The following is a 22077-nucleotide window of genomic DNA, read 5'->3' on the forward strand; positions in this document are numbered from 1 at the left end:
TCACTGGATGCGTTTGTGCGGGCCGCGCGTCAGAAGCGGTCGACACGATAGGGACGCATGTCGATGGGCGGCGTGTGGCCGGTGATGAGGTCGCCCATCAGGCGTGCGGTCGTTGCCGCGTAGGTGACCCCCAGATGACCGTGGCCGGTGGCGTAAAAGACGCCGGGTGTTTTGCCCGAGGCCGACATGACAGGCACGGTGTCCGGAAACGCCGGACGATGGCCCATCCACTCGGTAAAGTTCTCGCAGCGCAGGTTCGGCAATGCCGTTTGCGCCCGCCGCACGGTGATCTTCGAGCGGCGATAGTCGGGTGCTGCATCAAGGCCTGCCATCTCGACCGTGCCGCCGACACGGATACCGCCTGCCGTCGGCGTCACCATGAAGGCGCGGGCTGGCCAGATGATTGAGTGGCGCATGGAAACGCCGGGAGCCATGATCTGGGTATGATAGCCACGCTCGGTTTCAAGCGGCATCGGTTCGCCCAGCATTTTCGACAGCAGTCCGCTATGGGCACCGGCGCAAATCACGACCTCATCGGCGGCGATCGGTTCTCCGCCGATGAGCCGGACGGCCGTGATGCGGTCGGACCGTTCGAAGCCGGCGACGGCGCCGCGACGGAATTCGCCACCGAGTGTGGTGAACCTTTGCTCAAGGCTCGTGACCAGGCGGAACGGGTCGCGCAGGCTCCGGTTCTGCGGAAAGAGTACGGCGATGCCGATCCCGTCCGACAGCTCCGGCTCCAGCTCGCGTGCCTCCGAACCCGTCAAACGCCGATGCGGAAAGTCGAAACGTTCGAGGATTTCGATGTGTTCGCGGTCGGCGCGGAACTCCGCTTCGTTGCTGTAGAGCGACAGACAGCCCTCTTCCGTCAATTCGCCTTCCAGCCCGGTCTCGCGCAAGAGAGGCAGGAGGTCGTCGTAGACGCGCCTGCAGAGCGCGGCACCCTGGGCCTCCAACTGTCGAAGCTTGGCCGGTCGCGAGGCGGCGACAAAGCGCGCGAACCAGGGCAGCAATCTGGGCATGTATCCCGGGCGGACACGCACAGGGCCCTCCGGATCAAGCATCCAGCCTGGGATCTGCTTCCAGACCGACGGGCGCGATGCCGGCATGAACTCCGTCACGGCGATCGATGCCATGTTGCCATAGGATGCGCCGCGCCCAACCTCGCCCTTGTCGAGCAAGATCACTCGCCGCCCCCGCTTTTGCAGTTCGTAGGCGATGGTCGTACCGATGATGCCTGCGCCGACAACCACGGTGGTCATGCTAGCCCTGCTCCTGCTCGTTTTCGTTGGATGGCGGCCGGACGTCCGCTCGGCCGCACTCGCTTACCAATTGAGGATCGGCTCCATGGCGGCACGGAATTCAGCCTTCTCCTCGTCGGTCAGCGCCCCGAGCGGTGCGCGGCATTCGCCGACCGGGGTGCCCTGCACTTCGCAACCGTATTTGAGCTTCTGCACAAACTTGCCGGATTCCAGGATGTTCATCGCCTTGTAGAGCGTCGCCATCTGCTTCTTGGCCTTGGCGAGATCACCGGACTTGAAGGTCCGGTCGAGGTCGCAGACGGCCTTGGCCATGCAGTTGGCCGGACCACAAATCCAGCTCTCGGCGCCCCAGATCATGAAATCGAGCGCGATGTCGTCCGACCCGGAAACCAGCTGGATGCGTCCCTCGTAGCGGGTCGCAATGCCGATGGCGCGCTGAAGCGAGCCGGAGCTTTCCTTGATGCCGATGATGCGCGGGTCGTCGGCGAGCGCGTCGAGAACCTCCCAGCCAAGCTCCACGCCATCCTTGTCCGGATAGCTGTAGAGCACGATATTCATGTCGGTCGCCTCAAGGACGGCCTTGAAGTGCGCCACCAGCTCGGCTTGGGTGGGCTTCGTATAGAAAGGCGTTGCGAGAAGCACGGCGTCGTAGCCCATCGCCTTGGCGCGAAGCGTGTTGGCAATGACCCCGGCAGTCGATGGCGCATTGGTGCCGGCGATCAGGATTTCGCCGGGCTTGGCGAATTCCTTGACGAACTTCAGCACCTCATCGCGCTCTTCATCGGACATGAAGCTGTATTCGCCCGAGGAACCGCAGGGTACCCAACCCGTGACGCCCGCCGCCCTGAGATTGTTGAGATGCTTTGCGAACGCCCCAAAGTCGATCTTGCCTTGGCGATCGAAGGGGGTGACGAGGGCGGGCATGACGCCTGAGAGTTTCATGGGAGTGTCTCCGTTCGTGGGATTGAAGGGTGGCATCAGACGGCCAGCCGTTTGAGGATGCGTCGCTCGATGATCGTGACGGCGCGCGTCAACGGAAAGGCGATGGCGAAATAGATGAGGGCAACGATCGTCAGCACTTCGATCGGCCGGGCGGTGTTGTTGGAGATGTTCTGGCCAACAAACATGAGATCGGCCATGCCGACCGCCGAGACGAGCGCGCTTTCCTTGAAAAGACTGACGCAGTTTGACAGCAGCGTCGGCACGGCGCGCAGCACAGCCTGCGGAAGGATGACACTGGTGGTGCGCGCAAAGGAGGAAAGCCCGAGCGCTACGCAGGCATCGAGCTGCTCGCGACCCACGGATTTGAGCGAAGCCCGGAACGTCTCGCTGCTGATTGCACCCATATAGAGCGTCAGCGCAATCACGCCGGACGTCATGTTGGACAACTCAACGTCGAGGATCAGCGGCAGACAGAAGAAGATCCAGAAGAGTTGCACGAGCACCGGCGTGCCACGGAAAAACTCGACATAGACGCTTGAGACGCCTCGCAGGATGGCATTCTTCGACGTTCTTGCAAGTGCGAGGACGAAGCCAAGAGCACAGCCAAGCACAATGCAGATCAGGGTCAGCTTGAGCGTCATCCAGAGGCCGAGAAGAAGAGCCTCCTGGAACTTGAAGACCACGGCAAAGTTGAAGGTCATCGTTGTCTCCTCAGCTTGCCAGGGCTTCGCGGCGGCGTTCCAGATAGCCAACGATCTGGGAAACCGGGAACGACACGGCGAAATAGAAGAGCGCGACGATCGTGAAGGTCTCGATCGGACGGTAAGTCTGCGTGGCCAAGGACTTGCCCTGGTACATCAGGTCCTGGACGGCAACGATTGCGACCAGCGCGCTTTGCTGAAAGATGCTGATCCCGTTGGTCAGGAGAACCGGTATCGAGTTGCGGACCGCCGTCGGAAGCACGATGTAGAGCACCCGCTGGAACGGAGTGAGGCCGAGCGCCACGCCAGCGTCCAGTTGCTCCCTTGGCACCGCCTGGATTGCCGCACGATAGGCCTCCGCGTTGAATGCCGCGAGATTGAGCCCGAGCGCCATGATGCCCATCGTCACCGATCCGAGGAACACGTTGAAGAGCATGGGCACGCAGTAGAAGAACCAGACGACCTGGATGATCGCCGGCGTGCAACGGAAGAACTCGATGAAGAGCGTGACCGGTAGCCGGACCAGCGGCGAGCGGCTCATCACGAGCAATGCCAGAACGAAGCCGAAGGTCAGTCCGATGGCATTGGCGGCGATCGTCAACTCGATGGTGACGAAGAGGCCATCCCAGAGCGGTCCGAAATTGCGAAAGACGGACGCGAAGTCGAAACTGTAGTTCATCGTTCGCCCCTTTAGTGCTTGATGTGGAAGACCCGCTCGATGAACTCGCGTGTCCGCTCTTCCTTGGGTGAGCCGAGCACCTGTTCTGGAGGTCCGTCCTCGACGACCACGCCGCCGGCGCAAAAGATGACGCGCGACGCGATGTTCTTGGCGAACCACATGTCGTGGGTCACGATCACCATCGGCATCTGCTGGTTGGCCAGCTGCAGGATCACTTGCTCGACTTCGGCCACGAGCTCAGGATCAAGCGCGGATGTGACCTCATCAAACAGCATGAGCTTCGGATCAAGCATGAGGGCACGGGCAATGGCGACACGCTGCTTCTGCCCGCCTGAAAGCTGCGCCGGGTAGAAATTCGCCTTCTGCGCAAGACCGAAACGCGTCAGCAGAGCCATCGCTCTCGCCTCAGCCTCAGTCTTCTTCTCTCCCCTGACCTTCATCGGCGCAAGGATCAGGTTACCGATCACGTCGAGATGCGGAAACAACGTGTAGTGCTGGAAAACCATACCGATCGAGCGGCGAACCTTGGCATCAATTGCGGTCTTGCCGCTGCCATTGGCAGAGATGTAGGGCTTTCCGCCGAAGACGACGGAGCCGCTGTCGATCTGTTCGAGCCCCATCAGTACGCGTAGCAGCGTGGACTTTCCGCCGCCGGACGGGCCGATGACGACAACGCGGTCGCCCGCCTTCATCTCGATGTCCAGGCCCTGCAGCACCTTCACGACGCCGCCGTAGCTCTTGTGTAGTCCTTCGATCTTAACCAGCGCGGCACTATCCGACATCGTCCAAACTCTCCACCTCAGGGTCCCGGAAGGGGAGCCGCCACCGGCGGCTCCATATGCTCGGTGACCGGGCTCAGTTGCCGGCCTTCAGGACGTCATCCACGGCCTTCTTGATCAGGGCATCCACGTGGCCGGTCGCGACCCGCTCCTCGAGGAAGATGTTGACCACTTCGACATCTGACGCCGAAAGTTGATGCGGCAATCCGAACGCGACGCCCTGCTTGGCGAGCGCCGGCGCCGGATTGAGCGCGACCGCCCAGTCGGGGTTCGACTGGGTGAAAAGCTGGTTTGTGTCGGAGGCATCGACCAGGATGTCGGCACGACGCGAAACGACCGCAAGGCGCGTTTCGTCGTTGGTCGGCAGGCGCAGGATCGTCGCTGTCTTGACTGCGGCGGAAATCGCCTTGTCCTGGGCCGTGCCGGACATGACGGCAAGCGTGACGTCCGCCTTGTCGATGTCGGCAACTGAAGCCGCACTCGATGGGATCTTCGGGTTGTCCTTATTGTAGGCAAGCGAGATCTGGTACTCCATCGCCGGGACCGAGAACTGGACAGCCATGGCGCGGGCCGATGTACGGTTCAGCGCCAGCGACACGTCCCATTTTCCGGCCTGGAGGCCGGCAACGATGTTGTCCCAGGTCGTGTCGACGAATTCGGGCTTCACCTGCAGTACTTCGGCGAATTCGCGGCAAAGGTCGGCAAAGAAGCCGGAGTATTCACCGCTTGCCGGATCGCGCATCACATAGGGCGGCGCAACAGCGGCGCCGCAGCGCAGCGTGCCGCTCTTTTGCACAGCCTGCCAGTATCCTTCGGCCGTCTCGGCCATTGCCGTGGTCGAAAGCCCGACCGTCAGGGCGAGCGCGGCCGTCGCCCGCAGAGCAGACGTCATCACATTTCTAAGCATGTGCATTCCCCAATTTTGAGCGCGTGAGACGCGCGGTTCCACCTGTCGGCTTCGGCCGTTCTTAGTGTTTTCTTGTCGGCTCCGTGTCGACTGATGAAACTATGTCGTCTCCGTGTCGACAAAGTCAAGCGGAAAGTTTACGATTGCTGCGTGCCGATTTTTCTGGCCCAATGACCGGGAGAGACTGAAAGGGACCTAAGTGTCTGACGAAATTGAAATGAAACGGGTGCGCGGGACGGGCTGGAAAAGCGTCTACGACACGCTGCGCAATGAGATCCTTGCACTGACCCTGCCGCCGGGCCAGTTGCTCGACGAGATGACGCTCGCCGAACGCTTCGACATGTCACGGTCACCTGTGCGCGAGGCCCTGATCCGGCTTGCCGGCGAGGATCTGGTGGTCACGCTTTCGAACCGCAGCACGATCGTCGCTCCCATCGAGGTGGCGAGCTTTCCAAAATATGTCGAGGCGCTCGACGTCGCCCAGCGCATGAACACGCGGCTCGCCGCCGCGTTGCGCACCGAGGCGGACCTGAAGATCATCGCGAAGCGTCAGAAGGAATTCGAAATAGCGGTCAAAACCGGCATTCACTTGAAGATGTCGGAGGCCAACAAGCAGTTTCACATGGCGGTCGCCTATGCGGGCAAGAACGGCTATCTGGCGTCGTTCTACGAGCGGCTCCTGAACCAGGGCCAACGCATGCTCCACCTCCATTTCGAATACCTGGAGCGCACCGGTGACGGCTACCTTCTGACCGACGAGCACGAATTGATGCTGGAGGCGATCCGCGCCAAGGATGTCGAGCGTGCCGACGAGCTGGCGCATGCCCACACCCGCCAGTTCCAGGACAATTTCATCGCCTTCCTGCGCGAAAACTACACCACCGAGGTGTCGTTTGGTCCGCTGGCGGCGGCGGAATAGTCATGCCTTTTCCCGAAACAATCGGCTTTATCGGCACCGGCACCATCACGGATGCGATGGTGCGCGGCCTTCTCGTCGAGCCTGCCGCCGGACCACAGATCATCGTGTCTCAACGCGGCGCGGATATTTCGGCCAAGCTTGCCTCCGAATTCCCGCGCGTACGCGTATCGGCTGATAACCAGGCGATCGTCGATGGCTGTGACACGGTCGTGTTGGCGATCCGCCCGCAAGTCGCCGAGGACGTTGTTCGTCCCCTAAAGTTTCGCGATGGCCAGAAGGTCATCAGTGTGATCGCGGCAACCGACAGGCCAACGCTCCTCGCATGGATCGGCCCAGGTGTGCATCTCACCCAGGCGATCCCGTTGCCTTTCGTTGCCCGCCGCAAGGGTGTCACTGCCGTCTTCCCGGCGGACGCAGAGACGGCCGCGATCTTCGACGTGCTCGGCAACGCCGTCGAATGCGAGACCAAAGCGGAATATGACCTTCTCGCCGCAGCCAGCGCCTTGATGGCCACCTATTTCGGCATCATGCACCGCACGACCGAATGGCTCGCCCAAAATGGCCTGCCGGAAGAAAAAGGCCGCGCCTATCTCGCGCCGCTGTTTGCCGGCCTTTCCGAAGCCGCACTTCTCGCCGGCCCAAAGGTCGATTTCGTCGAGATGAGCCGCGAGTTTGCCACCAAGGGCGGCCTGAACGAACAGGTGTTTCGGGACTTCGACAAGACGGGCGGAACAGATGCGCTTACGCGCGCGCTCGACAGAGTGCTCGAACGCATCAATCGTTGATGGCGCGCTTGGCCAAGCGTTACCTTGCCCTAGCCGACGTTGGTAAGCACTCGATCAACTTCTACCGAGCCGGGTCGCGTGCCGTTTGCGGCCGATTCAACCCAGAGCAGCCAGAGCGGCTGCACCGTCGGATCGAAGCGCCCGCGCAGATCGCCAAAGCGCTCGCGCCGTATCAAACGTTCTGGCACGAGGATCCCATCAAGCGCTCGCTCGATGGACTGCGTCGGCCAGTGACAAGCATTCCAAGAGCTCGAACGGCGGGGCTTGAAGACGACCATCGCGGTTCTACCGCGAAAGCGCGCTGATGTTTTGGGCGAAATAAGTCGCGCTTATTTCAACATCAGCTGAATAAATTTCTGAAATGTGATCGTCGCCATTAGCTTCGAGCTGTCTCATCCATTCGCAGGAGGAAAGCCCGATGACCGACGATATGTTGCACGTGATGAAATGGCATAATGGCGAAAAGGAGTTTTCCCCCTTCTCGACCGAGGAAATGAGCCGCCGGCAGAACGAACTGCGCGGCTGGATGGCGGAGAACAACGTAGATGCGACGCTGCTGACTTCCTACCATTGCATCAACTACTATTCTGGCTGGCTCTACTGCTATTTCGGCCGCAAGTACGGCATGGTAGTCGACCATGACAATGCCACCACGATCTCCGCCGGCATCGACGGCGGCCAGCCCTGGCGCCGCAGCTTTGGCGACAACATCACCTATACCGACTGGCGCCGCGACAACTTCTACCGCGCCGCGCGGCATTTGACCCAAGGTGCGAAGCGCATCGGCATCGAGTTCGATAACGTCAATCTCGATTTCCGCCGCCAGCTGGAAGAGGCGCTGCCCGGTGTCGAATTTGTCGATGTCGGGCAGCCCTCGATGTGGATGCGGACGATCAAGTCACAGGAGGAGCAGACACTGATCCGCCATGGCACCCGCATCTGCGATATCGGCGGCGCCGCCTGCGTGGCGGCCATCAAGGCTGGCGTACCGGAGCACGAGGTTGCGATCGCCACGACCAACGCCATGACCCGCGAGATCGCCAACACCTTCCCCTATGTCGAGCTGATGGACACCTGGACCTGGTTCCAGTCGGGCATCAACACCGACGGCGCACATAACCCGGTCACCAATCGCAGGGTCCGATCCGGCGATATCCTCTCGCTTAACACCTTTCCGATGATCTTCGGCTACTACACAGCGCTCGAGCGCACGCTGTTCTGCGACCATGTGGACGACGCCAGCCTCGCCATCTGGGAGAAGAACGTCGCCGTTCACCGCCGCGGCCTAGAACTGATCAAGCCGGGAGCGCGCTGCAAGGATATCGCCGTCGAGCTCAACGAGATGTATCGCGAATGGGATCTCCTGAAATACCGCTCCTTCGGTTACGGCCATTCCTTCGGCGTACTCAGCCACTATTATGGCCGCGAGGCGGGCGTCGAGCTGCGCGAAGACATCGAGACGGTGCTGGAGCCTGGCATGGTCGTGTCGATGGAACCGATGGTCATGCTGCCCGAGGGCATGCCGGGCGCAGGCGGCTATCGCGAGCATGATATCCTGATCGTCAAAGAGGACGGCGCCGAGAATATCACTGGCTTCCCCTTCGGCCCTGAGCACAACGTCGTCAGGAACTGACGCTGCATTCCCCTGTAGGCGTCATTGTTGGCGGGGGTCGGCTTTGCCTTCCCCGCCATCTTTCACGTCAAGGTTTGCGTGGAAATTCGGTTTCAAGCGCCTTGACGATGCCTTCCACGCAAACCTCAAGCAGGATCTCGCCCTTTTCGGCAGACGCTTCCTTCGGCGAGGACAGCGTGCCGCAAAACGGGGTCCATTCCGGTTTGGCGGGATAGACATCATAAGGCGGGAAGCTTGCGGGCGGATGATCGACCGCGCATTCCAACATCACCTGCTGCGGATAGAGCGCCAGCATCAACGAGGTCTCCAACACGCCGCCATGTTCGAGATCCCAGCCGGTGAAACCGTTGGGATAGAGACGCGCGATCGTCGCCTTGTCAACGAAGTCCCAATAGGAGAGCACGACGATCTTCATGTCGTCGATTCCGCCCCATCTGAGCTCGCGTAGCGCCAGGTCGATGCTTTCAATGATGAACCAGGAATTTTCGAAATGGCCGTTGACCAGGCAGATCTTGCGCACGCCGTGGCGTGCGAATTCCTTGATCACGTCGCGCAGCGCAGCAACAAGCGTCGCGCCGTCAAGGCTGGTCGTGCCTGGTAGATGATTGCCGCCACCGGATTTCTGGTGCGACTTGTAGCCATAGGTGAAGGGCGGCGCGACGAGGGCGCCGGTCGGTCCAGCCACCCGACGGGCGAATTCCACCGGCAGCAGCACGTCGACATTCATCGGCATATGGCAACCGTGCTGCTCCATGGAGCCGACAGGAAGCAGGATCGGCGTCGATCCGTCCCTCACGCGGGCATCATAATTGGGCCAGGATAGTTCGGCGGCGAAGACACTGTGTTCAGGCATGGCAAGCTCCTTCCTCGGATTGGGAGCTTTGATTTGAGCCTCACCCAATGATATGGGAAATTTATATTCGTGATCGCTGCATAAGGAATGCAAATCCGATGCGGAATATCGTCAACTTTCAGACCGACCTGCTGCGTACCTTCGTCTCTGTGATCGACCTCGGCGCCTATACCAAGGCCGGCGACGCGCTGGGCCGCACCCAGCCGGCGGTCTCTCTGCAGATGCGGCGGCTTGAGGAGTTGGTCGGCGCGCCGCTCGTGAAGCAGGTCGGGCGCTCGCTGCTTTTGACCTCTGAGGGCGAGATGCTGTTGAGCTATGCGCGGGAAATCTTGCGGCTCAACGACGAAGCCGCTTCCTACTTCAACCGGTCGAAGATCTCAGGCGTGCTTCGTATCGGCCTTCCCAACGACTATGCAGTCGCCTTTCTTCAGGGCGTGATCACCGAATATACCCGCCAGCATCCGGAGACCTCTCTCGAGCTGTATTGCGGCTGGAGTGCCGAAATCCTCGAACGCTTGCATGCCGACGAACTTGATATCGTCGTTGCCATGGCCAATAGCGAACACACGCAATATCTCTCGCGATCATGGATCGAGAGACCGATCTGGGCTGGTGCTGACAATGACAGCCTCGACACGACCAAAGGCGTGCCGCTCGCAGCACACCCTGAGGGCTGCGCCTATCGCACGCGGATGATCCAGGCGCTGGATGCCGCACAGGTGCGCTGGCGCATCGCCTATACGGGACCGGGCATCGCAGGCCTGCAGAATGCCGTCGTCAATGGGCTCGGGGTCAGCGCGCTGACACGCTACACCATGCTTTCCGGCATGCGCGCGCTGACAGAGGATGACGGATTTCCGCCAATGGCGGAAATCCGCGTCGGACTCTTCTACAAGCATCCGCGACTCTCCGACGCCGGCATAAGGTTGGTCAACCATGTCATCGCGCGGCTCGACGAAGCAGGCGTTTCAGGAGATCCGACCCGCAGACCTGCGCAACTCGTCCATCAATAAGCTTCCCAAATACCCAAATTACGACAATTAATTTTTCAAATGGAATGACGGTGCATAGCCTTCCCTAAACAACAGAAAAGGGGAACGCCATGACCAAAGATATAGCGACACTCTCGACCACAAGACGCCGTTTTCTGAGGACGTCCGTCGCCATCGGCGGAGCCGTGCTCGCTACACCATTGCTCAATCGCCGCGCATTTGCGGCCCCAACTGAAATCAATATGCTGGCGTGGTACGGCCATGCCGAGCCCGATGTGGTGTCTGAATTCGAGGCCGAACACAACGTCAAGTTCAAGCCGAAATATTATACCGGCGGTGACAACATGATGGGCCTGATCGCCCAGTCCCCTCCCGGTACCTACGACATCATTCTCTCTGATGCCGAGTACGTGCAGCAGCTCAATGTCGCCGGCTACATCGAGGAACTTGACCCGAAGGACTATCCGTTCGACGACTACTTCCCCGAGTTCCAGCAGTTTGCCGGTCATTGGCTGGACGGCAAGCTTTATTCGATCCTGACCCGCTTCGGCTTCCTCGGCGTCGCCTACAACACCGAGGCGATCACCGAGAAGCGGGCCATGAGTTACAGCGTCTTCTGGGACGAGAAGCTCAAGGGCAAGGTCGGCCATTTTGACTGGCATCTGCCCAATCTCGGCCAGATCAGCCTGTTGGACGGCAATAAATCTCCCTTTGATATCGACGAAGCCGCGTGGGGCAAGCTTCAGGCCAAGATGGCGACGCTGAGGGCGCAGATTGGAGGCTTCTTCGATTATGGTGGCACTTTCTCTTCGCTCCAGAATGGTCAGATGCTGGCCATGGCAGGCATCGGTGACTGGATCACCGGCACGCTGGAAAAGAATGGCGGCAAAGTCCGCAGCATCATCCCTGAGGAAGGCGGCTTGCAATGGACCGAAAGCTTCTCGATCGGCAAGGGCTCTGCCAAGGCCGACATCGCGAAGAAGTGGATCCAGTATATCACCTCGGCCAAGGGCCAGGTGAAATCGGCCAACATGTCGGCCTACCCGGCGTTGATTCCTAGCCGCAAGGGTTGGGAACTATTGGCAAAGGAAACGCCCGACGAGGCCAAGCGTCAGGGCATGCTGCTCGGCCAGAGCAATGTTATGGACCTCATCCGCTCTGGCCGGATCCAGTATCGCCAGCTGCCGATCCAGCAGAGCCTGGAGGACTGGAACGACTTCTGGTCCGGGTACAAGGGCGCATGAGACCCTCGCTCGCCGCGGCTCTGGGACCGGGCGCATTGCCCGCTCCCGAGCCAGACCACGCCCGGAAGCGGCCGGCGTACACCTCCCGTCCGAGGGCTCCACGCATGCGGAAATCGATCACGCTCTACGGCATGGCCTTTTCAGTGCCGCTGCTGCTCTGGCAACTCGTCTTCTTCCTGACGCCGCTCGTCTTCCTTGTGGCACTTAGCTTTTGGACCGTGCGGAATTTTCGCATGGAGCCGGCCTTCGTCTTCAGCAACTGGTCACATGTTCTGAGCCGCGGCGTCTTCTGGGATGCCTATGTCCGGACACTGTTACTTTCGGCCTCGACGGCGATCATCACCAGCGCGATCGCCTTTCCCTGCGCCTATGCGATCGCCTTCAAGCTCTCGGAACAGGCGCGGCGCTGGATCGTTTTCCTGATGGTCTTGCCCTTCTTCACCAGCTACCTGGTCCGCATCTATTCCTGGCAGATCTTCCTCTCCGACAACGGCATCTTCAACGCGCTCTTTGCCAAGATAGGCCTCGGCCCTTACGGCATGCTCAACTCCGTCTTCGGCCAGATGGTCGGCTATCTCACGCTCAGCTTGCCTCTCGTCATCCTGCTCCAACTCTTCAGCCTGGTCTTCGTCGACCGAAACCTGATCGAGGCGGCCCATAACCTGCGCTGCGGCCGGTTGCGGACGGTCTTTGAAGTCATCATCCCCGCCGGTAAGGTTGGGCTGGTGGTGGCGGCCCTCTTCTGTTTCATCCTCACCTTCGGCGATTTCGTAAGCCCGCTCTATCTCGGAGGCGGCGATCCCCCAACGCTGTCGATTCTGATCACCGACACGACCAAGTCCGGCCAGCAATGGCCCCGGGCCGCCGTGATCGCGCTGGCCATGATCGCAACCCTGCTCGCCGTCGCCTTCGCCGCCGTTCGCATTGCCTACAGGGAGCGCGGAAGATGACCCATGACCGCAACATCGCCATCGACTGGGCGCTGAAGACCTACATCGCGCTGGCGCTTGCCTTCATCTTCGCGCCTATCGCGGCAAGCTTCGTCTTCTCGTTCAATATCGACCGCTTTCCCTCGCTCCCTCTCGGCGGCTTCTCCACCGTCTGGTACGAGGCGGTCGCCAACGATCCACTGGTTTTCGAAGGCCTGCTCAACACGCTGATCGTCGGCGTCTTGGTCTCAGCACTCTCGACAGTGCTCGGCTTCGGCGCCGCCTACACGGATTTCCGCTATAGTTTTTTCGGCAAGACGGTTTATGTCGCGCTCGCCATGCTACCGCCGACCATTCCAGTCGTCATCCTCGGCCTCGCCATGCTGGCTTTCCTCTCCAACATAAGCCTGTCGGGCGCGATCCACTCGGTCATCATTGCCCATGTCGTGATGTGCGCGCCTTTCGCCATGGCCATCACCCGGCTGCGTCTCTCTCAAATGGACCCGTCACTTGAAGCCGCAGCCTGGAACCTCGGCGCGTCAGAATGGATGGCGATGCGCCATGTCATCATCCCCTTCTGCAAACCGGCCATCTTTGCCTCGCTCATGATCACCATGGCGGTTTCCTTCGATGAATTCGCCGTTTCCTGGTTCGTCTCCGGTCTCAATGAGACGCTGCCTGTCAAGGTCCTCGGCTTCCTCCAGGGCCAGGTCAGTCCCCGCATCAACGTCATCGGCACCTTCGTCTTCGTCGCCTCGATCACGCTGGTGATTCTCGCCCAGATGCTCATCGTGAAACGCAGCAACGCGCCTTCCGCGGCCACCAACGGAGCAAGCAGCGCATGACCCAGCAGCCTCTCGTCACTTTCGACGGTGTCGCCAAGCGCTACGGCAAGTTCACCGCCGTCAGCCCGATCAATCTTGAGATCCGCAAGGGCGAATTCCTCGCCATCATGGGCTCTTCCGGCTGCGGCAAGACTACGACGCTCCGGATGCTGGCCGGGCTAGAAACGCCAAGCGAAGGCGAAATCCGCCTCGCCGGAAAGCGCATCAACGACCTGCCCACCTGGCAGCGCGACACACCGATGGTGTGGCAGAGCCTGGCGCTATTCCCCTTCCTCACGGTCTGTGAAAATGTCGAGTTCAGTCTTCGCATGCGCGGTGTGCCCAAGGCCGAGCGCCGCGAGCGTGTCGAGAAGTGGCTCGATCGCATGCAGATATCGGAATTCGCCGACCGCAATGTGGCGCATCTCTCCGGCGGCCAGCGCCAGCGCGTGGCGCTCGCCCGCTCGCTGGTCACCGAACCGGAGATCCTACTGCTCGACGAACCGCTCTCGGCGCTCGACGCCCATCTCAAGGTCCGGATGCAGACCGTCCTTTCCAATCTGCAGCGCGAACTCGGGATCACCTTCGTCTATGTCACCCACAGTCAATCCGAGGCCTTCTCCATGGCAGACCGCGTGGTGATCATGAGCCGCGGCAAGATCGAGCAGATCGGTACGCCCCAGGAGATCTACCGTACCCCGCGCACCCGCTTCGTCGCCGAATTCCTGGGATCGTCGAACATCTTCCCGGGCAAGGTTTCCAGTCTAAATGCCGGCACGATGACGGTCGCGACGCCCGCGGGTGAGTTCCAGGTGGCAGGCGGAGGCACCAAACACCTCTCGGCGGGCGACGAGGCGACTTTCGCCATATCGAGCGACCGCATTCATCTCAGCCGGGAACGGCCCTCCGCGGAGTGGAACTCTCTGGAAGCCTCCGTCGTCGGCGAGGAATTCGTCGGAGCCACCGCCGTGGTTCACCTCGAAGGCTTGGCCCAGATCGAAATCAAGGCGCAGAAGAGCCACGACGAACTCGACCGGCTCAACTTCGAGCCCGGCGCACGCGTCTGGGTGTCCTGGCGGCCGGACGCATCGCATATCCTGCCGGGTGAATGATGCACGGGACCATCCTTCCGCGATCGGCCTACCAGACACCGACGAAGCCGCCGATCAGACCCCTGCTCCGGGTGGGCTTCATCCTTGCCCGGTCGTTCACGCTTTCCGCCTTCGCCCTGTTCGTCGACACCCTCCGGCTTGCGAGCGACGAACTCGACAAGTCCGGCCGCATCCGCGCCGACTGGCAGGTGCTCGGCAACACGCGGCATCTGATCACTTCGAGCTGCGGCGTGCAGGTGGCGCCGACATCGGGCCTCGTCGACCCCGTTCAATTCAACTACATCATTGTGGTCGGCGGTCTGCTCAACAGCGAAAGCCCGATTGACGACGAGACGGTCGGCTTCCTCAAGAAGGCGGCGGCGCGGAAAGTTCCGTTGATCGGCCTTTGCACAGGCACCTTCATCCTGGCTGATGCAGGCCTGATGTCGGGACACAATGTGTGCGTCAGCTGGCTGCACTACCAGGCGTTCCGTGAGCGTTTTCCGGATCTCAAGGTTCGCTCGGATCGCCTGTTCAATCTGGACCGCAGCCGTGGATCCTGTGCCGGTGGCAGCAGTGCTGCCGACATGGCAGCCCATATCGTGCGGCTTCATATCAGCAAGGAAGCGGAGCGGAACGCGCTCGAGGTCTTGCAGATCGACAAGGCGCGCTCGCAACTTCATGTTCAACCGCGAAAGCCGCTGGCAATCGAGAGCAATGATCCCCGTTTGAACGCTGCCCTCATCATCATGGAGCAGCATACTGAAAACACGCTCTCGATCCCTGATCTAGCCTCGTCGGTCGGGCTTTCGCGACGCCAGCTCGAGCGGCTGTTCATGGAAAAGGCGAAGATGTCGCCGGCCCTCGTCTACCGGAAGTTTCGACTGGAGCGCGCAAAGCATCTTCTCACGCAGACGGATGCATCGCTGATCGAGATCGCCCTCGAAGTTGGCTTCGAGAGCGCCGGGCACTTCTCGAGAATATTCGCAAAGGCCTACGGCCAGTCGCCGAGCCGGCTCAGAGCGCAGCAATCGACGTGATCGAGCCAGTTCGCGGCGCCCCACCGCGTTTTATGGAGATGTTTTTCCCATCACTCGCCTGCCCCAACGCGGCGCTCGGAGTTTCGCTAGTAGTTCATTCCGGAAAAACAGGTTCGAGAAAGCTGGGGTATCTCTCCCCGACCCGGCAGTCTACCGGGGCAGTTACAGCGGCTGGTCGCAGGGCCCAGTCAGACGTGCGGCCACTCACTTCGATGAGTAGTTTCTGGCGCACGGCTCGCAAAGCCCTTCGCCTCTCTCACGGGAATCATGAATGAACCGTGACCGCCGATGACACATTCTGCGTAATATCGGTCGAGCGGAACGGTGGAATTGGTGGGCCTGATAAGCATCACCAATCCGTTGATAACGATCCCGCGCGCCAAGGCATCAGCGCGAGCGAGTGCGATAGGCAGTCCCGCGTTGTTGTGCCCGTCGCCTGAGAGGTCGAGGATGCGGCGCACCCCGAAATGGCCGTTGGACTCAATCAATTTCATGCCGAAGAGGATTGCGTTCGAGATCGAGGTGCCGTGTCGCGTACCGATCGGGCGGGCTTCGAGCATAGCGGCGAAGGCTTCGGCATCTTTGGCGTCTTCGATCACCTGCCAGGCTACGACCGACGATACATCTACCGACCCTGCCCATTCAAAATAGCCGATGGCAATGCGGCCGAGATAGCCGCTTTTGATGGCATTGATGAAGTCCGGGTGTCGGAGAGCGTCTAGGTAGCCGAGGCGCTGCACCCGCGCCTCCGCCACGTCCATAGAGCCCGACATGTCGACCGCCAGCACGAGTTCTAAATCGACATCCGGAGGCGCTGCGGTGGCCTCCATCGGGTACGCTGTCAAAGCAAGGATCAACACCAGCACGCGAACCATCGCAGAGCCCCCTCACGGTGTCATCCCGGAGGATACCACAAGGTGGCCAGACAGTGTTAGCTGCTGCTCCTGACAAGCGATCGGTGCCGGCTTTCCTTAGACAGCGTTCTCGCGCTGCCCGGGCGGCCGGCCTCGCCTTCCACGCCACTGGGGAAAAACCAAACGACACCGTGTCGCGCGAACGAAAGCAGGCACAATTGAACGGCTTTGAACGTGGAACTCTGGGTCGGCGCCACCCCGGGCCGGTAGCCGACCACCAGATCTTCGCTTTGAAGCGAACCGTCGCCTACGATCTGTTGCTGGGTCGTTGGATATGAACTCACCATGCTTCAACTGGACAGGACTGCCGGTCAGCGGATCGCACGTTTCAAACCCATAGCGATCGAAGTATCCTTCGCTGTAGCGTCAGCATCACAAGTCTCCCAGAGGCACTCAATGAAAACTGAAGAAATGTCGCTCAAGTATCCCACTCTCAGGCCCGACGGCGCTGTTGTGGAGATCGAGTTGGATCAGAATATCGCCTTCACGCTCGCTCGGCTTCCGGACGATCCTTCGCTTTACTTCGACCTTGGCCAACCACACCTCCTTATTCCGCTCAAGCAGTTGGTCAACGCGCGTGCGCGCGAAAGAGGCATCGTCAATGCCAATCGCCACATGTTGGCCGCGGCGAAAGGCAATCAGGAGAAACGCAAACCCCTGACGGTTCAGTCCTTGGGCAACGAGCTGTGGTTGGTGGTGGACGGCAATTCGACTTTGCTCAACGCTCGTCATTCGAAGTGGCAGGCGATACCTTGCTGCCCTAGATAATTTGACGCCGCTGCCTCGATCACCAGACGGCTTCAAGGGTCGAAACACCCTCGACGAGCAGGCGGCGAGAAACCCGTGGCCGGCTCGCATCAAAAGCATGGCGACCGCAATAGGACGAAAGAACAGCAAGCAGTGTCGACATCCCGCGTTCGCGTCATCGATCTGGAAACGGCCGGCAACGGACCGAATGACGTCTGCGAGATCGGGTGGCAGGATGTCATCCTCGAAGAAGAGGGACGATGGGCCGTCAACGATGAACGTGGCGCACTGATGGTCAATCCCGGGCGACCGATTTCGCCCGACACGATGGCCATCCACCATATTCTCGACGAGCAAGTCTCCGGCGCGCCCTACTGGAAAGATGTCGCGCCCGGAGTATTGCGTCCGCCCGGCAGGATCGACGTTCTTGCCGCACATCGTGCGGCCTTCGAACAACGGTACTGCACCCCTCGCCTCACGGGCGGCTTACCCTGGATCTGTACCTGGAAGTGCGCCCTACGGGTTTGGCCCGAGCTGCCGCGATTTTCCAACCAGATGCTTCGCTACCAACGTATGCCCGAAGGGCTCGTTCACGAGATAGGTCTGCCGGCCCATCGAGGCATGCCGGATGCCTATGTCACCGCCCATCACCTGCGCGACCTGTTGAACGCGACATCGCTCGATCAGCTGCTGGCGTGGAGTGCTGAGCCGGGGCTGCTGCCGCGCGTGCCCTCCGGGCCAGATCGTGGGAAGGGTTGGGATCGTCTTAGCACCGAGACGCTCACGGAATTTCTTCGCGATAGAGATAGCGATATCCGCTTCAGCGCTCAGACCGAGTTGCAAAGGCGAGGTGAATTCGAACCGACCGCTGCCGTCGAGCCAATGCAGCGAACCTTGCTATGAGAGGGGCCCGTGCGTCACGCAGATGATGGGCGATGCCAAGGTAGCGCTTGGTGAACGCGCCCCATCTGGTGGGACGACGGGTAAGCGGATCTTAGCCATCTCGTGAAGAACAGTCCCTACGCAGCCTGGTTTGCACATCTGCCATCGTAAAGCACGCCGCCTCTGCCCAACATCGACAGGATTTTGGCTTGAAGACCCGCAAACCGCTCATCCTCACCGCCCGGATCGCGGAAACAGACCTTGAACCGTTAGATCGCCTTAGAAAGGCGCACTTTCCGTCGGATCGAAACTTCCTTCGGGCTCACCTGACGATGTTTCATCGACTGCCGGGTGAACACCTCGAGCGGATCGCCGGAGAATTGCAGGCCACTGCCACCAAGCGTAGCCACATCCGAGCGGAGGTAGCCAGTGTTTGCCATCTCGGCGCGGGCGTCGCGTTCACGATAAGAAGCCTTGCGCTTGAGCAGGTTTATGCAGAGCTAAGATCCGCTTTCATGCCATGGCTGGGTGGTCAGGACATGCAGAGGTGGCAGCCGCATGTCACCGTCCAAAACAAAGTTTCGAGGTCAGTAGCAGACACTTTACACCAGCAACTGACGCACGATTTCAAACCGCATCCGGTGATGCTGGAAGGCCTGGACCTCTGGAGATATCTAGGCGGGCCTTGGCAGCTCGAAAGAACGGTCAGTTTCGCAACGGTGCACGATTGCCGCAACGTCCAGCGATGGATAAGGTTCAGCCGCAAAACGCAGACCACTCAGCTGACGAGGATAACTATGGCAACCGGTACCGTTAAATTTTTCAACCAGGACAAGGGTTTTGGATTCATCACGCCCGACAACGGTGGAACGGACGTTTTTGTCCATGTGTCGGCGCTGGAAGGCGCAACCTCACTGCGCGACGGCCAAAAGGTCAGCTACGAGCTTGGCCAGGACCGCAAAACCGGAAAATCGAAGGCCGAAAACGTCAGGTCAGCCTGAACGACTCGGAACTACCATCGCTGCATCCCTCACCTGCCCGGCCGCGCCAGCGACCGGGCGATATCGATGATGTCGTCGCGAGACGCGGTTGGGTCTTATTTGTTCCAGGCAATCCCAAGCCCGATCTTCAGATCGACGTCCCTGACCGGACGAAGCTCGAAGTTTCGATTCGGCAGATCCTTTGTCCATTCCGGTGCAAAGCCGATGCCAAGGCCAGCGGAGACGAGCGACACCAGCGAGAAGGTGTCGTCACAGCTGTAGGCGATGTTGCCGGTCAGCCCATGGGTCTCGAACATCTCGGAGAAATAGCGTTCCGAATAGGAGAGGTTCTGACGGGAAAAGGCGATGATTTTCTCGGAGCGGAGATCCTCGATGTCGATCTCGCTAAGAAACGCCAGCCGGCTCGTCTTTTCGACCGCCAGCAGATAACGCTCATGCGCGATCGAAAAGAATCGCAAGGATCCGATGTTTTCGACCGGACGGATGAAGCCGAGATTGATCTGGTCGCTTTCCAGTCCGCGAATGATGTCGCTAGTCGAACCACTCGTCACATGCAGTTCGCCATCAGGAAACTTCCGACCGATGCGAGACAGAAACGCCGGCAACATGCCAATAGTCGCCTGAAAGACGGTCCCGATCTTGATCGCCCTCGCCGCCTTGCCGGCAACCGATCGCGCCACCTCCATCGACAATCCGACATCGCCCAGGATCCGCAGCGCCCGATCGTAGAACACCTCTCCTTCTCTATTCGGCGTCCTGGCGTCAAGTGCTGCGCCGCTTTCGTCGATTCATCCCATCGCAGGGTCTCGCTTCTCTCCGGGATCAGCTGTTTCAGCTCTCCCAACATGGGGTCAGAAGAATGAAGCAGATCAATCTGCCCGTAGCGTTCTGATCGCTGAGACGATCGATACCAGGGGAGGTGCGAACTTGCTTCATTCGCCGTCCTGCGAGGGACATCACTCCGCTGTCCGCGGAATCGCTTGACGAAGGCTGCCTGGCTTACCCGTGTGATGCGCTCGGCAGCTCTTCTCGTGTCCAGCAGAACGGTGTGTTGTTGCTCCACATGCGATGCATGATTACGGCCAACCTGCGGGCCAGCGCAGTAATCGCCTTGGCCCGACCTCGCCTCTTTGCCACGCTCATCGCCCAAGCCTTCAGCCACGACCACTTCTTTGTGATGGACAAAAGAACTTGTGCCGCCTCATGGAGGAGCGTCCGCATCATTGCATCACCACAACAGGAGATGCCGCCGATCCGTTTGCTCTCTCCGGATTCATGCAAACGCGGAGTTAGCCCCAGGACCGCGCCGACTGTCTTTGAGTTCTTGAACCTTTGAGGGATGTCGATGGTGCTCTTGAAGGCAACAGCCACAATCGGTCCTACTCCTGGAACCGTCATGAGCCGTCGGCATGTCGCGTCGTTGCGCGCGATGTCCAGAACCTTCCCATGCAGTCGAGAGAACTCGAGCCTGAGCTTCGCGCGTGCCGCTAGCAGGGGCCCTACGATCTCCTTGATATCAGCGATGTCGCCAATGAGTTCACTGATCCGCTCCTCAAACTTCAGCGCACCAACGGCTCCGACCTTCAGACCGAAGTTACGCAGAAGACCCCGTATGTCATTCTCAATGGAGATTGCTTTCTCCTGCAGGAGCTTGCGCGCTGTCAGCAAGGCGCGCCGCTTTTGGCTCGTCAGTGTTTTGACATGCACCGGTCGATAAAGATTAACCCGCATCATTTGCGCTATACCGCGAGCATCATTGCGATCGGTCTTGTTTGGCTGGGCGTTGAGGAAGGCCTTGGTATGACGGGTTTCGATACAGATTACTGGTAGGCCCGCTTTGGCGAGCCCCTCAAACAGCCACTGCGATAGTGGACCTGCCTCCAGGCCAACTCGTTCAAAATTCCACCTCGTGTCCTGTAGAATGGCGATTAAGTCCTCCGGGTGGCTGACGACTTTCATTTCCCGACAGACACGCCCTGCCTCATCAACGATGCCGACCGCCGTTTCTTTGACCGATACATCCAGGCCGCTATAGTGTTTCACGCTGCGCTCCTTTCCGATGCTTGTGGCTGTTGTAGAACATGACCACGTCTATCATCGCTCGGGGTGCAGCACCCTCCTCTACCTATTCAAAGCGGAGGTTCAGCCTCGAGCCGAATACCCCATCTGCCCGCGTCACAGCTCCCTGCGGCCCGAAGCGGACTGTCAATTCGTTGCGCGGGGACGGCAGGTTTGCGCCGGCATGGCGGCCGTTGAGATCGGCCTCGCCGCTTCCTGAAGGCAGGCATCGCGCCACAAGCAGCCATTGAGGTGCTGAGTCTCAGCAAGCGCCCGCCGCCGCGACAGCAGGAGCCCGACAACCCAGATGCCAGTCGAGAGGGTCCGTGCCAGTATCCCAGCGGTGAAAAATGATCGTGCAAGCTTACTCAGGAGTGTCCCCAAGACCTCACTCCCCGGCGTTCTTGAAGACATGGCCACCCGGCCGAGCGCACCAGGAGACCATCTCCCGCGGCCGTCCGTGAAGGATGCATTGTGCCTGGATAATTGCCCGGATGATCACCTTCCGAGGCGGCGAAGGTCGACGACGCGGCCATTGTGCGCAGCCACGGCAACTTCGAACCGGCCTGCCCCTTGCCGGGCTCGATAGACGAGAAACCGCCCGCGGCAATCGACGCGTCGAATGTCCCAGAAACCGCGACTGCGCAGGATACGCTCGCCCTCGCGACAGGTGACGGCGCGGCCATTGTTGAGGCTGGTGCCGATATTGATGTTGATCGTGACGCCTTGAGCAGTGGCCGGCACAGCTACTTGCACTGCAAAGCCAAGAGCCAGGGCAACGCACGCGAGAAGAAGGTGACGCATGATAATCTCCGAGTTCATCGTGCTGTTCGTGGGGCAATCGTCACCGGTTGCAGGGCTGTGGCCGTCCTTCGACACGGCGCCTGCCGAGCGC

General features: G+C 60.3%; 22 protein-coding genes and 3 pseudogenes. 13 read left to right on the forward strand and 12 right to left on the reverse strand.

Annotation, left to right across the window (positions count from 1 at the left end; genetic code table 11):
• Positions 1-29 precede the first annotated feature (29 nt).
• The 6 genes from PWG15_RS28435 to PWG15_RS28460 form a co-directional block, all read right to left on the reverse strand.
• Positions 30-1262, reverse strand: coding sequence for an NAD(P)/FAD-dependent oxidoreductase (locus PWG15_RS28435; protein WP_275024843.1), 1233 nt, complete (start codon positions 1260-1262; stop codon positions 30-32).
• Between the two features lie 63 nt (positions 1263-1325).
• Complete coding sequence (locus PWG15_RS28440) at positions 1326-2204, reverse strand: dihydrodipicolinate synthase family protein (protein ID WP_275024844.1); 879 nt, start codon at positions 2202-2204, stop codon at positions 1326-1328.
• Between the two features lie 35 nt (positions 2205-2239).
• The gene (locus PWG15_RS28445; protein WP_275024845.1) at positions 2240-2905 is read right to left on the reverse strand and encodes an amino acid ABC transporter permease; all 666 of its coding nucleotides are present in this window, start codon (positions 2903-2905) and stop codon (positions 2240-2242) included.
• A gap of 10 nt (positions 2906-2915) precedes the next feature.
• The gene (locus PWG15_RS28450; RefSeq protein WP_275024846.1) at positions 2916-3584 is read right to left on the reverse strand and encodes an amino acid ABC transporter permease; all 669 of its coding nucleotides are present in this window, start codon (positions 3582-3584) and stop codon (positions 2916-2918) included.
• A gap of 11 nt (positions 3585-3595) precedes the next feature.
• Complete coding sequence (locus tag PWG15_RS28455; RefSeq protein WP_275024847.1) at positions 3596-4366, reverse strand: amino acid ABC transporter ATP-binding protein; 771 nt, start codon at positions 4364-4366, stop codon at positions 3596-3598.
• Between the two features lie 73 nt (positions 4367-4439).
• A complete protein-coding gene (locus PWG15_RS28460) occupies positions 4440-5270 on the reverse strand; it encodes a substrate-binding periplasmic protein (protein ID WP_275024848.1) in 831 nt (276 codons plus the stop codon).
• A gap of 199 nt (positions 5271-5469) precedes the next feature.
• On the opposite strand from PWG15_RS28460, the gene PWG15_RS28465 reads away from it, so the two are divergent.
• A complete protein-coding gene (locus PWG15_RS28465) occupies positions 5470-6189 on the forward strand; it encodes a GntR family transcriptional regulator (protein ID WP_057248657.1) in 720 nt (239 codons plus the stop codon).
• A gap of 2 nt (positions 6190-6191) precedes the next feature.
• Positions 6192-6974: a pyrroline-5-carboxylate reductase gene (locus tag PWG15_RS28470; RefSeq protein WP_275024849.1), complete on the forward strand. Its 783-nt coding sequence runs from the start codon at positions 6192-6194 to the stop codon at positions 6972-6974.
• A gap of 29 nt (positions 6975-7003) precedes the next feature.
• Here the strand turns inward: PWG15_RS28470 and PWG15_RS28475 are convergent, their stop codons facing one another.
• Positions 7004-7252 (reverse strand): hypothetical protein, encoded by a 249-nt coding sequence (locus tag PWG15_RS28475; protein WP_342457076.1) that lies wholly within the window; start codon positions 7250-7252, stop codon positions 7004-7006.
• Between the two features lie 140 nt (positions 7253-7392).
• Here PWG15_RS28475 and PWG15_RS28480 point away from each other — a divergent pair, with 140 nt between their 5' ends.
• A complete protein-coding gene (locus PWG15_RS28480) occupies positions 7393-8607 on the forward strand; it encodes a M24 family metallopeptidase (protein ID WP_275024850.1) in 1215 nt (404 codons plus the stop codon).
• A gap of 67 nt (positions 8608-8674) precedes the next feature.
• On the opposite strand, the gene PWG15_RS28485 is transcribed toward PWG15_RS28480, so the two are convergent.
• Positions 8675-9460: a creatininase gene (locus PWG15_RS28485; protein WP_275024851.1), complete on the reverse strand. Its 786-nt coding sequence runs from the start codon at positions 9458-9460 to the stop codon at positions 8675-8677.
• A gap of 98 nt (positions 9461-9558) precedes the next feature.
• Here PWG15_RS28485 and PWG15_RS28490 point away from each other — a divergent pair, with 98 nt between their 5' ends.
• The 6 genes from PWG15_RS28490 to PWG15_RS28515 all read left to right on the forward strand — a co-directional run bounded on the left by PWG15_RS28490 (position 9559) and on the right by PWG15_RS28515 (position 15580).
• Positions 9559-10473, forward strand: coding sequence for a LysR substrate-binding domain-containing protein (locus PWG15_RS28490; protein WP_275024852.1), 915 nt, complete (start codon positions 9559-9561; stop codon positions 10471-10473).
• An 89-nt stretch (positions 10474-10562) separates the two neighbouring features.
• A complete protein-coding gene (locus PWG15_RS28495; protein ID WP_275024854.1) occupies positions 10563-11696 on the forward strand; it encodes a polyamine ABC transporter substrate-binding protein in 1134 nt (377 codons plus the stop codon).
• 104 nt (positions 11697-11800) lie between these two features.
• Complete coding sequence (locus PWG15_RS28500; protein WP_275024856.1) at positions 11801-12646, forward strand: ABC transporter permease; 846 nt, start codon at positions 11801-11803, stop codon at positions 12644-12646.
• Positions 12643-13470 carry an ABC transporter permease gene (locus PWG15_RS28505; protein ID WP_275024857.1) on the forward strand — a complete coding sequence of 276 codons (828 nt, stop codon included), beginning with the start codon at positions 12643-12645 and terminating at the stop codon, positions 13468-13470. The genes PWG15_RS28500 and PWG15_RS28505 overlap by 4 nt, the downstream gene beginning before the upstream one ends.
• Complete coding sequence (locus tag PWG15_RS28510) at positions 13467-14561, forward strand: ABC transporter ATP-binding protein (RefSeq protein WP_275024858.1); 1095 nt, start codon at positions 13467-13469, stop codon at positions 14559-14561. Before PWG15_RS28505 ends, PWG15_RS28510 begins: the two co-directional genes overlap by 4 nt.
• Positions 14558-15580, forward strand: a complete 1023-nt coding sequence (locus PWG15_RS28515) for a GlxA family transcriptional regulator (protein ID WP_425536775.1) — start codon at positions 14558-14560, stop codon at positions 15578-15580. Before PWG15_RS28510 ends, PWG15_RS28515 begins: the two co-directional genes overlap by 4 nt.
• Before the next feature lie 94 nt (positions 15581-15674).
• On the opposite strand, the pseudogene PWG15_RS28520 reads toward PWG15_RS28515, so the two are convergent.
• Positions 15675-16455: pseudogene (locus tag PWG15_RS28520) on the reverse strand (DUF1194 domain-containing protein).
• Between the two features lie 435 nt (positions 16456-16890).
• On the opposite strand from PWG15_RS28520, the gene PWG15_RS28525 reads away from it, so the two are divergent.
• The 4 genes and pseudogenes from PWG15_RS28525 (at position 16891) to PWG15_RS28540 (ending at position 19124) form a co-directional block, all read left to right on the forward strand.
• Positions 16891-17262: a hypothetical protein gene (locus tag PWG15_RS28525; protein ID WP_275024861.1), complete on the forward strand. Its 372-nt coding sequence runs from the start codon at positions 16891-16893 to the stop codon at positions 17260-17262.
• A gap of 132 nt (positions 17263-17394) precedes the next feature.
• Positions 17395-18144 carry an exonuclease domain-containing protein gene (locus PWG15_RS28530; protein WP_275027240.1) on the forward strand — a complete coding sequence of 250 codons (750 nt, stop codon included), beginning with the start codon at positions 17395-17397 and terminating at the stop codon, positions 18142-18144.
• A gap of 188 nt (positions 18145-18332) precedes the next feature.
• Positions 18333-18746 (forward strand): annotated as a pseudogene (locus PWG15_RS28535) (2'-5' RNA ligase family protein); the annotation flags it as partial.
• 174 nt (positions 18747-18920) lie between these two features.
• Entirely contained in the window at positions 18921-19124 is a 204-nt protein-coding gene (locus tag PWG15_RS28540; protein WP_275027241.1) for a cold-shock protein, read from the forward strand.
• Positions 19125-19153: 29 nt separating this feature from the next.
• Here the strand turns inward: PWG15_RS28540 and PWG15_RS28545 are convergent.
• From PWG15_RS28545 to PWG15_RS28555, 3 genes and pseudogenes are all read right to left on the reverse strand, one after another.
• Positions 19154-19912 (reverse strand): annotated as a pseudogene (locus tag PWG15_RS28545) (LysR family substrate-binding domain-containing protein).
• Positions 19913-20123: 211 nt separating this feature from the next.
• A complete protein-coding gene (locus tag PWG15_RS28550) occupies positions 20124-21167 on the reverse strand; it encodes an IS110 family RNA-guided transposase (RefSeq protein ID WP_275024862.1) in 1044 nt (347 codons plus the stop codon).
• A 513-nt stretch (positions 21168-21680) separates the two neighbouring features.
• Positions 21681-21986, reverse strand: a complete 306-nt coding sequence (locus PWG15_RS28555) for a hypothetical protein (protein ID WP_275024864.1) — start codon at positions 21984-21986, stop codon at positions 21681-21683.
• Positions 21987-22077 lie beyond the last annotated feature (91 nt).

The sequence above is a fragment of the Ensifer adhaerens genome (assembly GCF_028993555.1).
Taxonomy (GTDB): Bacteria; Pseudomonadota; Alphaproteobacteria; order Rhizobiales; family Rhizobiaceae; genus Ensifer; species Ensifer adhaerens_I.

Coding starts and splice junctions, on each gene's coding strand:
- PWG15_RS28435 (WP_275024843.1), bottom strand. CDS start 1,262: ATGACCACCGTGGTTGTCGGCGCAGGCATCATCGGTACGACCATCGCC.
- PWG15_RS28440 (WP_275024844.1), bottom strand. CDS start 2,204: ATGAAACTCTCAGGCGTCATGCCCGCCCTCGTCACCCCCTTCGATCGC.
- PWG15_RS28445 (WP_275024845.1), bottom strand. CDS start 2,905: ATGACCTTCAACTTTGCCGTGGTCTTCAAGTTCCAGGAGGCTCTTCTT.
- PWG15_RS28450 (WP_275024846.1), bottom strand. CDS start 3,584: ATGAACTACAGTTTCGACTTCGCGTCCGTCTTTCGCAATTTCGGACCG.
- PWG15_RS28455 (WP_275024847.1), bottom strand. CDS start 4,366: ATGTCGGATAGTGCCGCGCTGGTTAAGATCGAAGGACTACACAAGAGC.
- PWG15_RS28460 (WP_275024848.1), bottom strand. CDS start 5,270: ATGCTTAGAAATGTGATGACGTCTGCTCTGCGGGCGACGGCCGCGCTC.
- PWG15_RS28470 (WP_275024849.1), top strand. CDS start 6,192: ATGCCTTTTCCCGAAACAATCGGCTTTATCGGCACCGGCACCATCACG.
- PWG15_RS28475 (WP_342457076.1), bottom strand. CDS start 7,252: ATGGTCGTCTTCAAGCCCCGCCGTTCGAGCTCTTGGAATGCTTGTCAC.
- PWG15_RS28480 (WP_275024850.1), top strand. CDS start 7,393: ATGACCGACGATATGTTGCACGTGATGAAATGGCATAATGGCGAAAAG.
- PWG15_RS28485 (WP_275024851.1), bottom strand. CDS start 9,460: ATGCCTGAACACAGTGTCTTCGCCGCCGAACTATCCTGGCCCAATTAT.
- PWG15_RS28490 (WP_275024852.1), top strand. CDS start 9,559: ATGCGGAATATCGTCAACTTTCAGACCGACCTGCTGCGTACCTTCGTC.
- PWG15_RS28495 (WP_275024854.1), top strand. CDS start 10,563: ATGACCAAAGATATAGCGACACTCTCGACCACAAGACGCCGTTTTCTG.
- PWG15_RS28500 (WP_275024856.1), top strand. CDS start 11,801: ATGCGGAAATCGATCACGCTCTACGGCATGGCCTTTTCAGTGCCGCTG.
- PWG15_RS28505 (WP_275024857.1), top strand. CDS start 12,643: ATGACCCATGACCGCAACATCGCCATCGACTGGGCGCTGAAGACCTAC.
- PWG15_RS28510 (WP_275024858.1), top strand. CDS start 13,467: ATGACCCAGCAGCCTCTCGTCACTTTCGACGGTGTCGCCAAGCGCTAC.
- PWG15_RS28515 (WP_425536775.1), top strand. CDS start 14,558: ATGATGCACGGGACCATCCTTCCGCGATCGGCCTACCAGACACCGACG.
- PWG15_RS28525 (WP_275024861.1), top strand. CDS start 16,891: ATGAAAACTGAAGAAATGTCGCTCAAGTATCCCACTCTCAGGCCCGAC.
- PWG15_RS28540 (WP_275027241.1), top strand. CDS start 18,921: ATGGCAACCGGTACCGTTAAATTTTTCAACCAGGACAAGGGTTTTGGA.
- PWG15_RS28555 (WP_275024864.1), bottom strand. CDS start 21,986: ATGCGTCACCTTCTTCTCGCGTGCGTTGCCCTGGCTCTTGGCTTTGCA.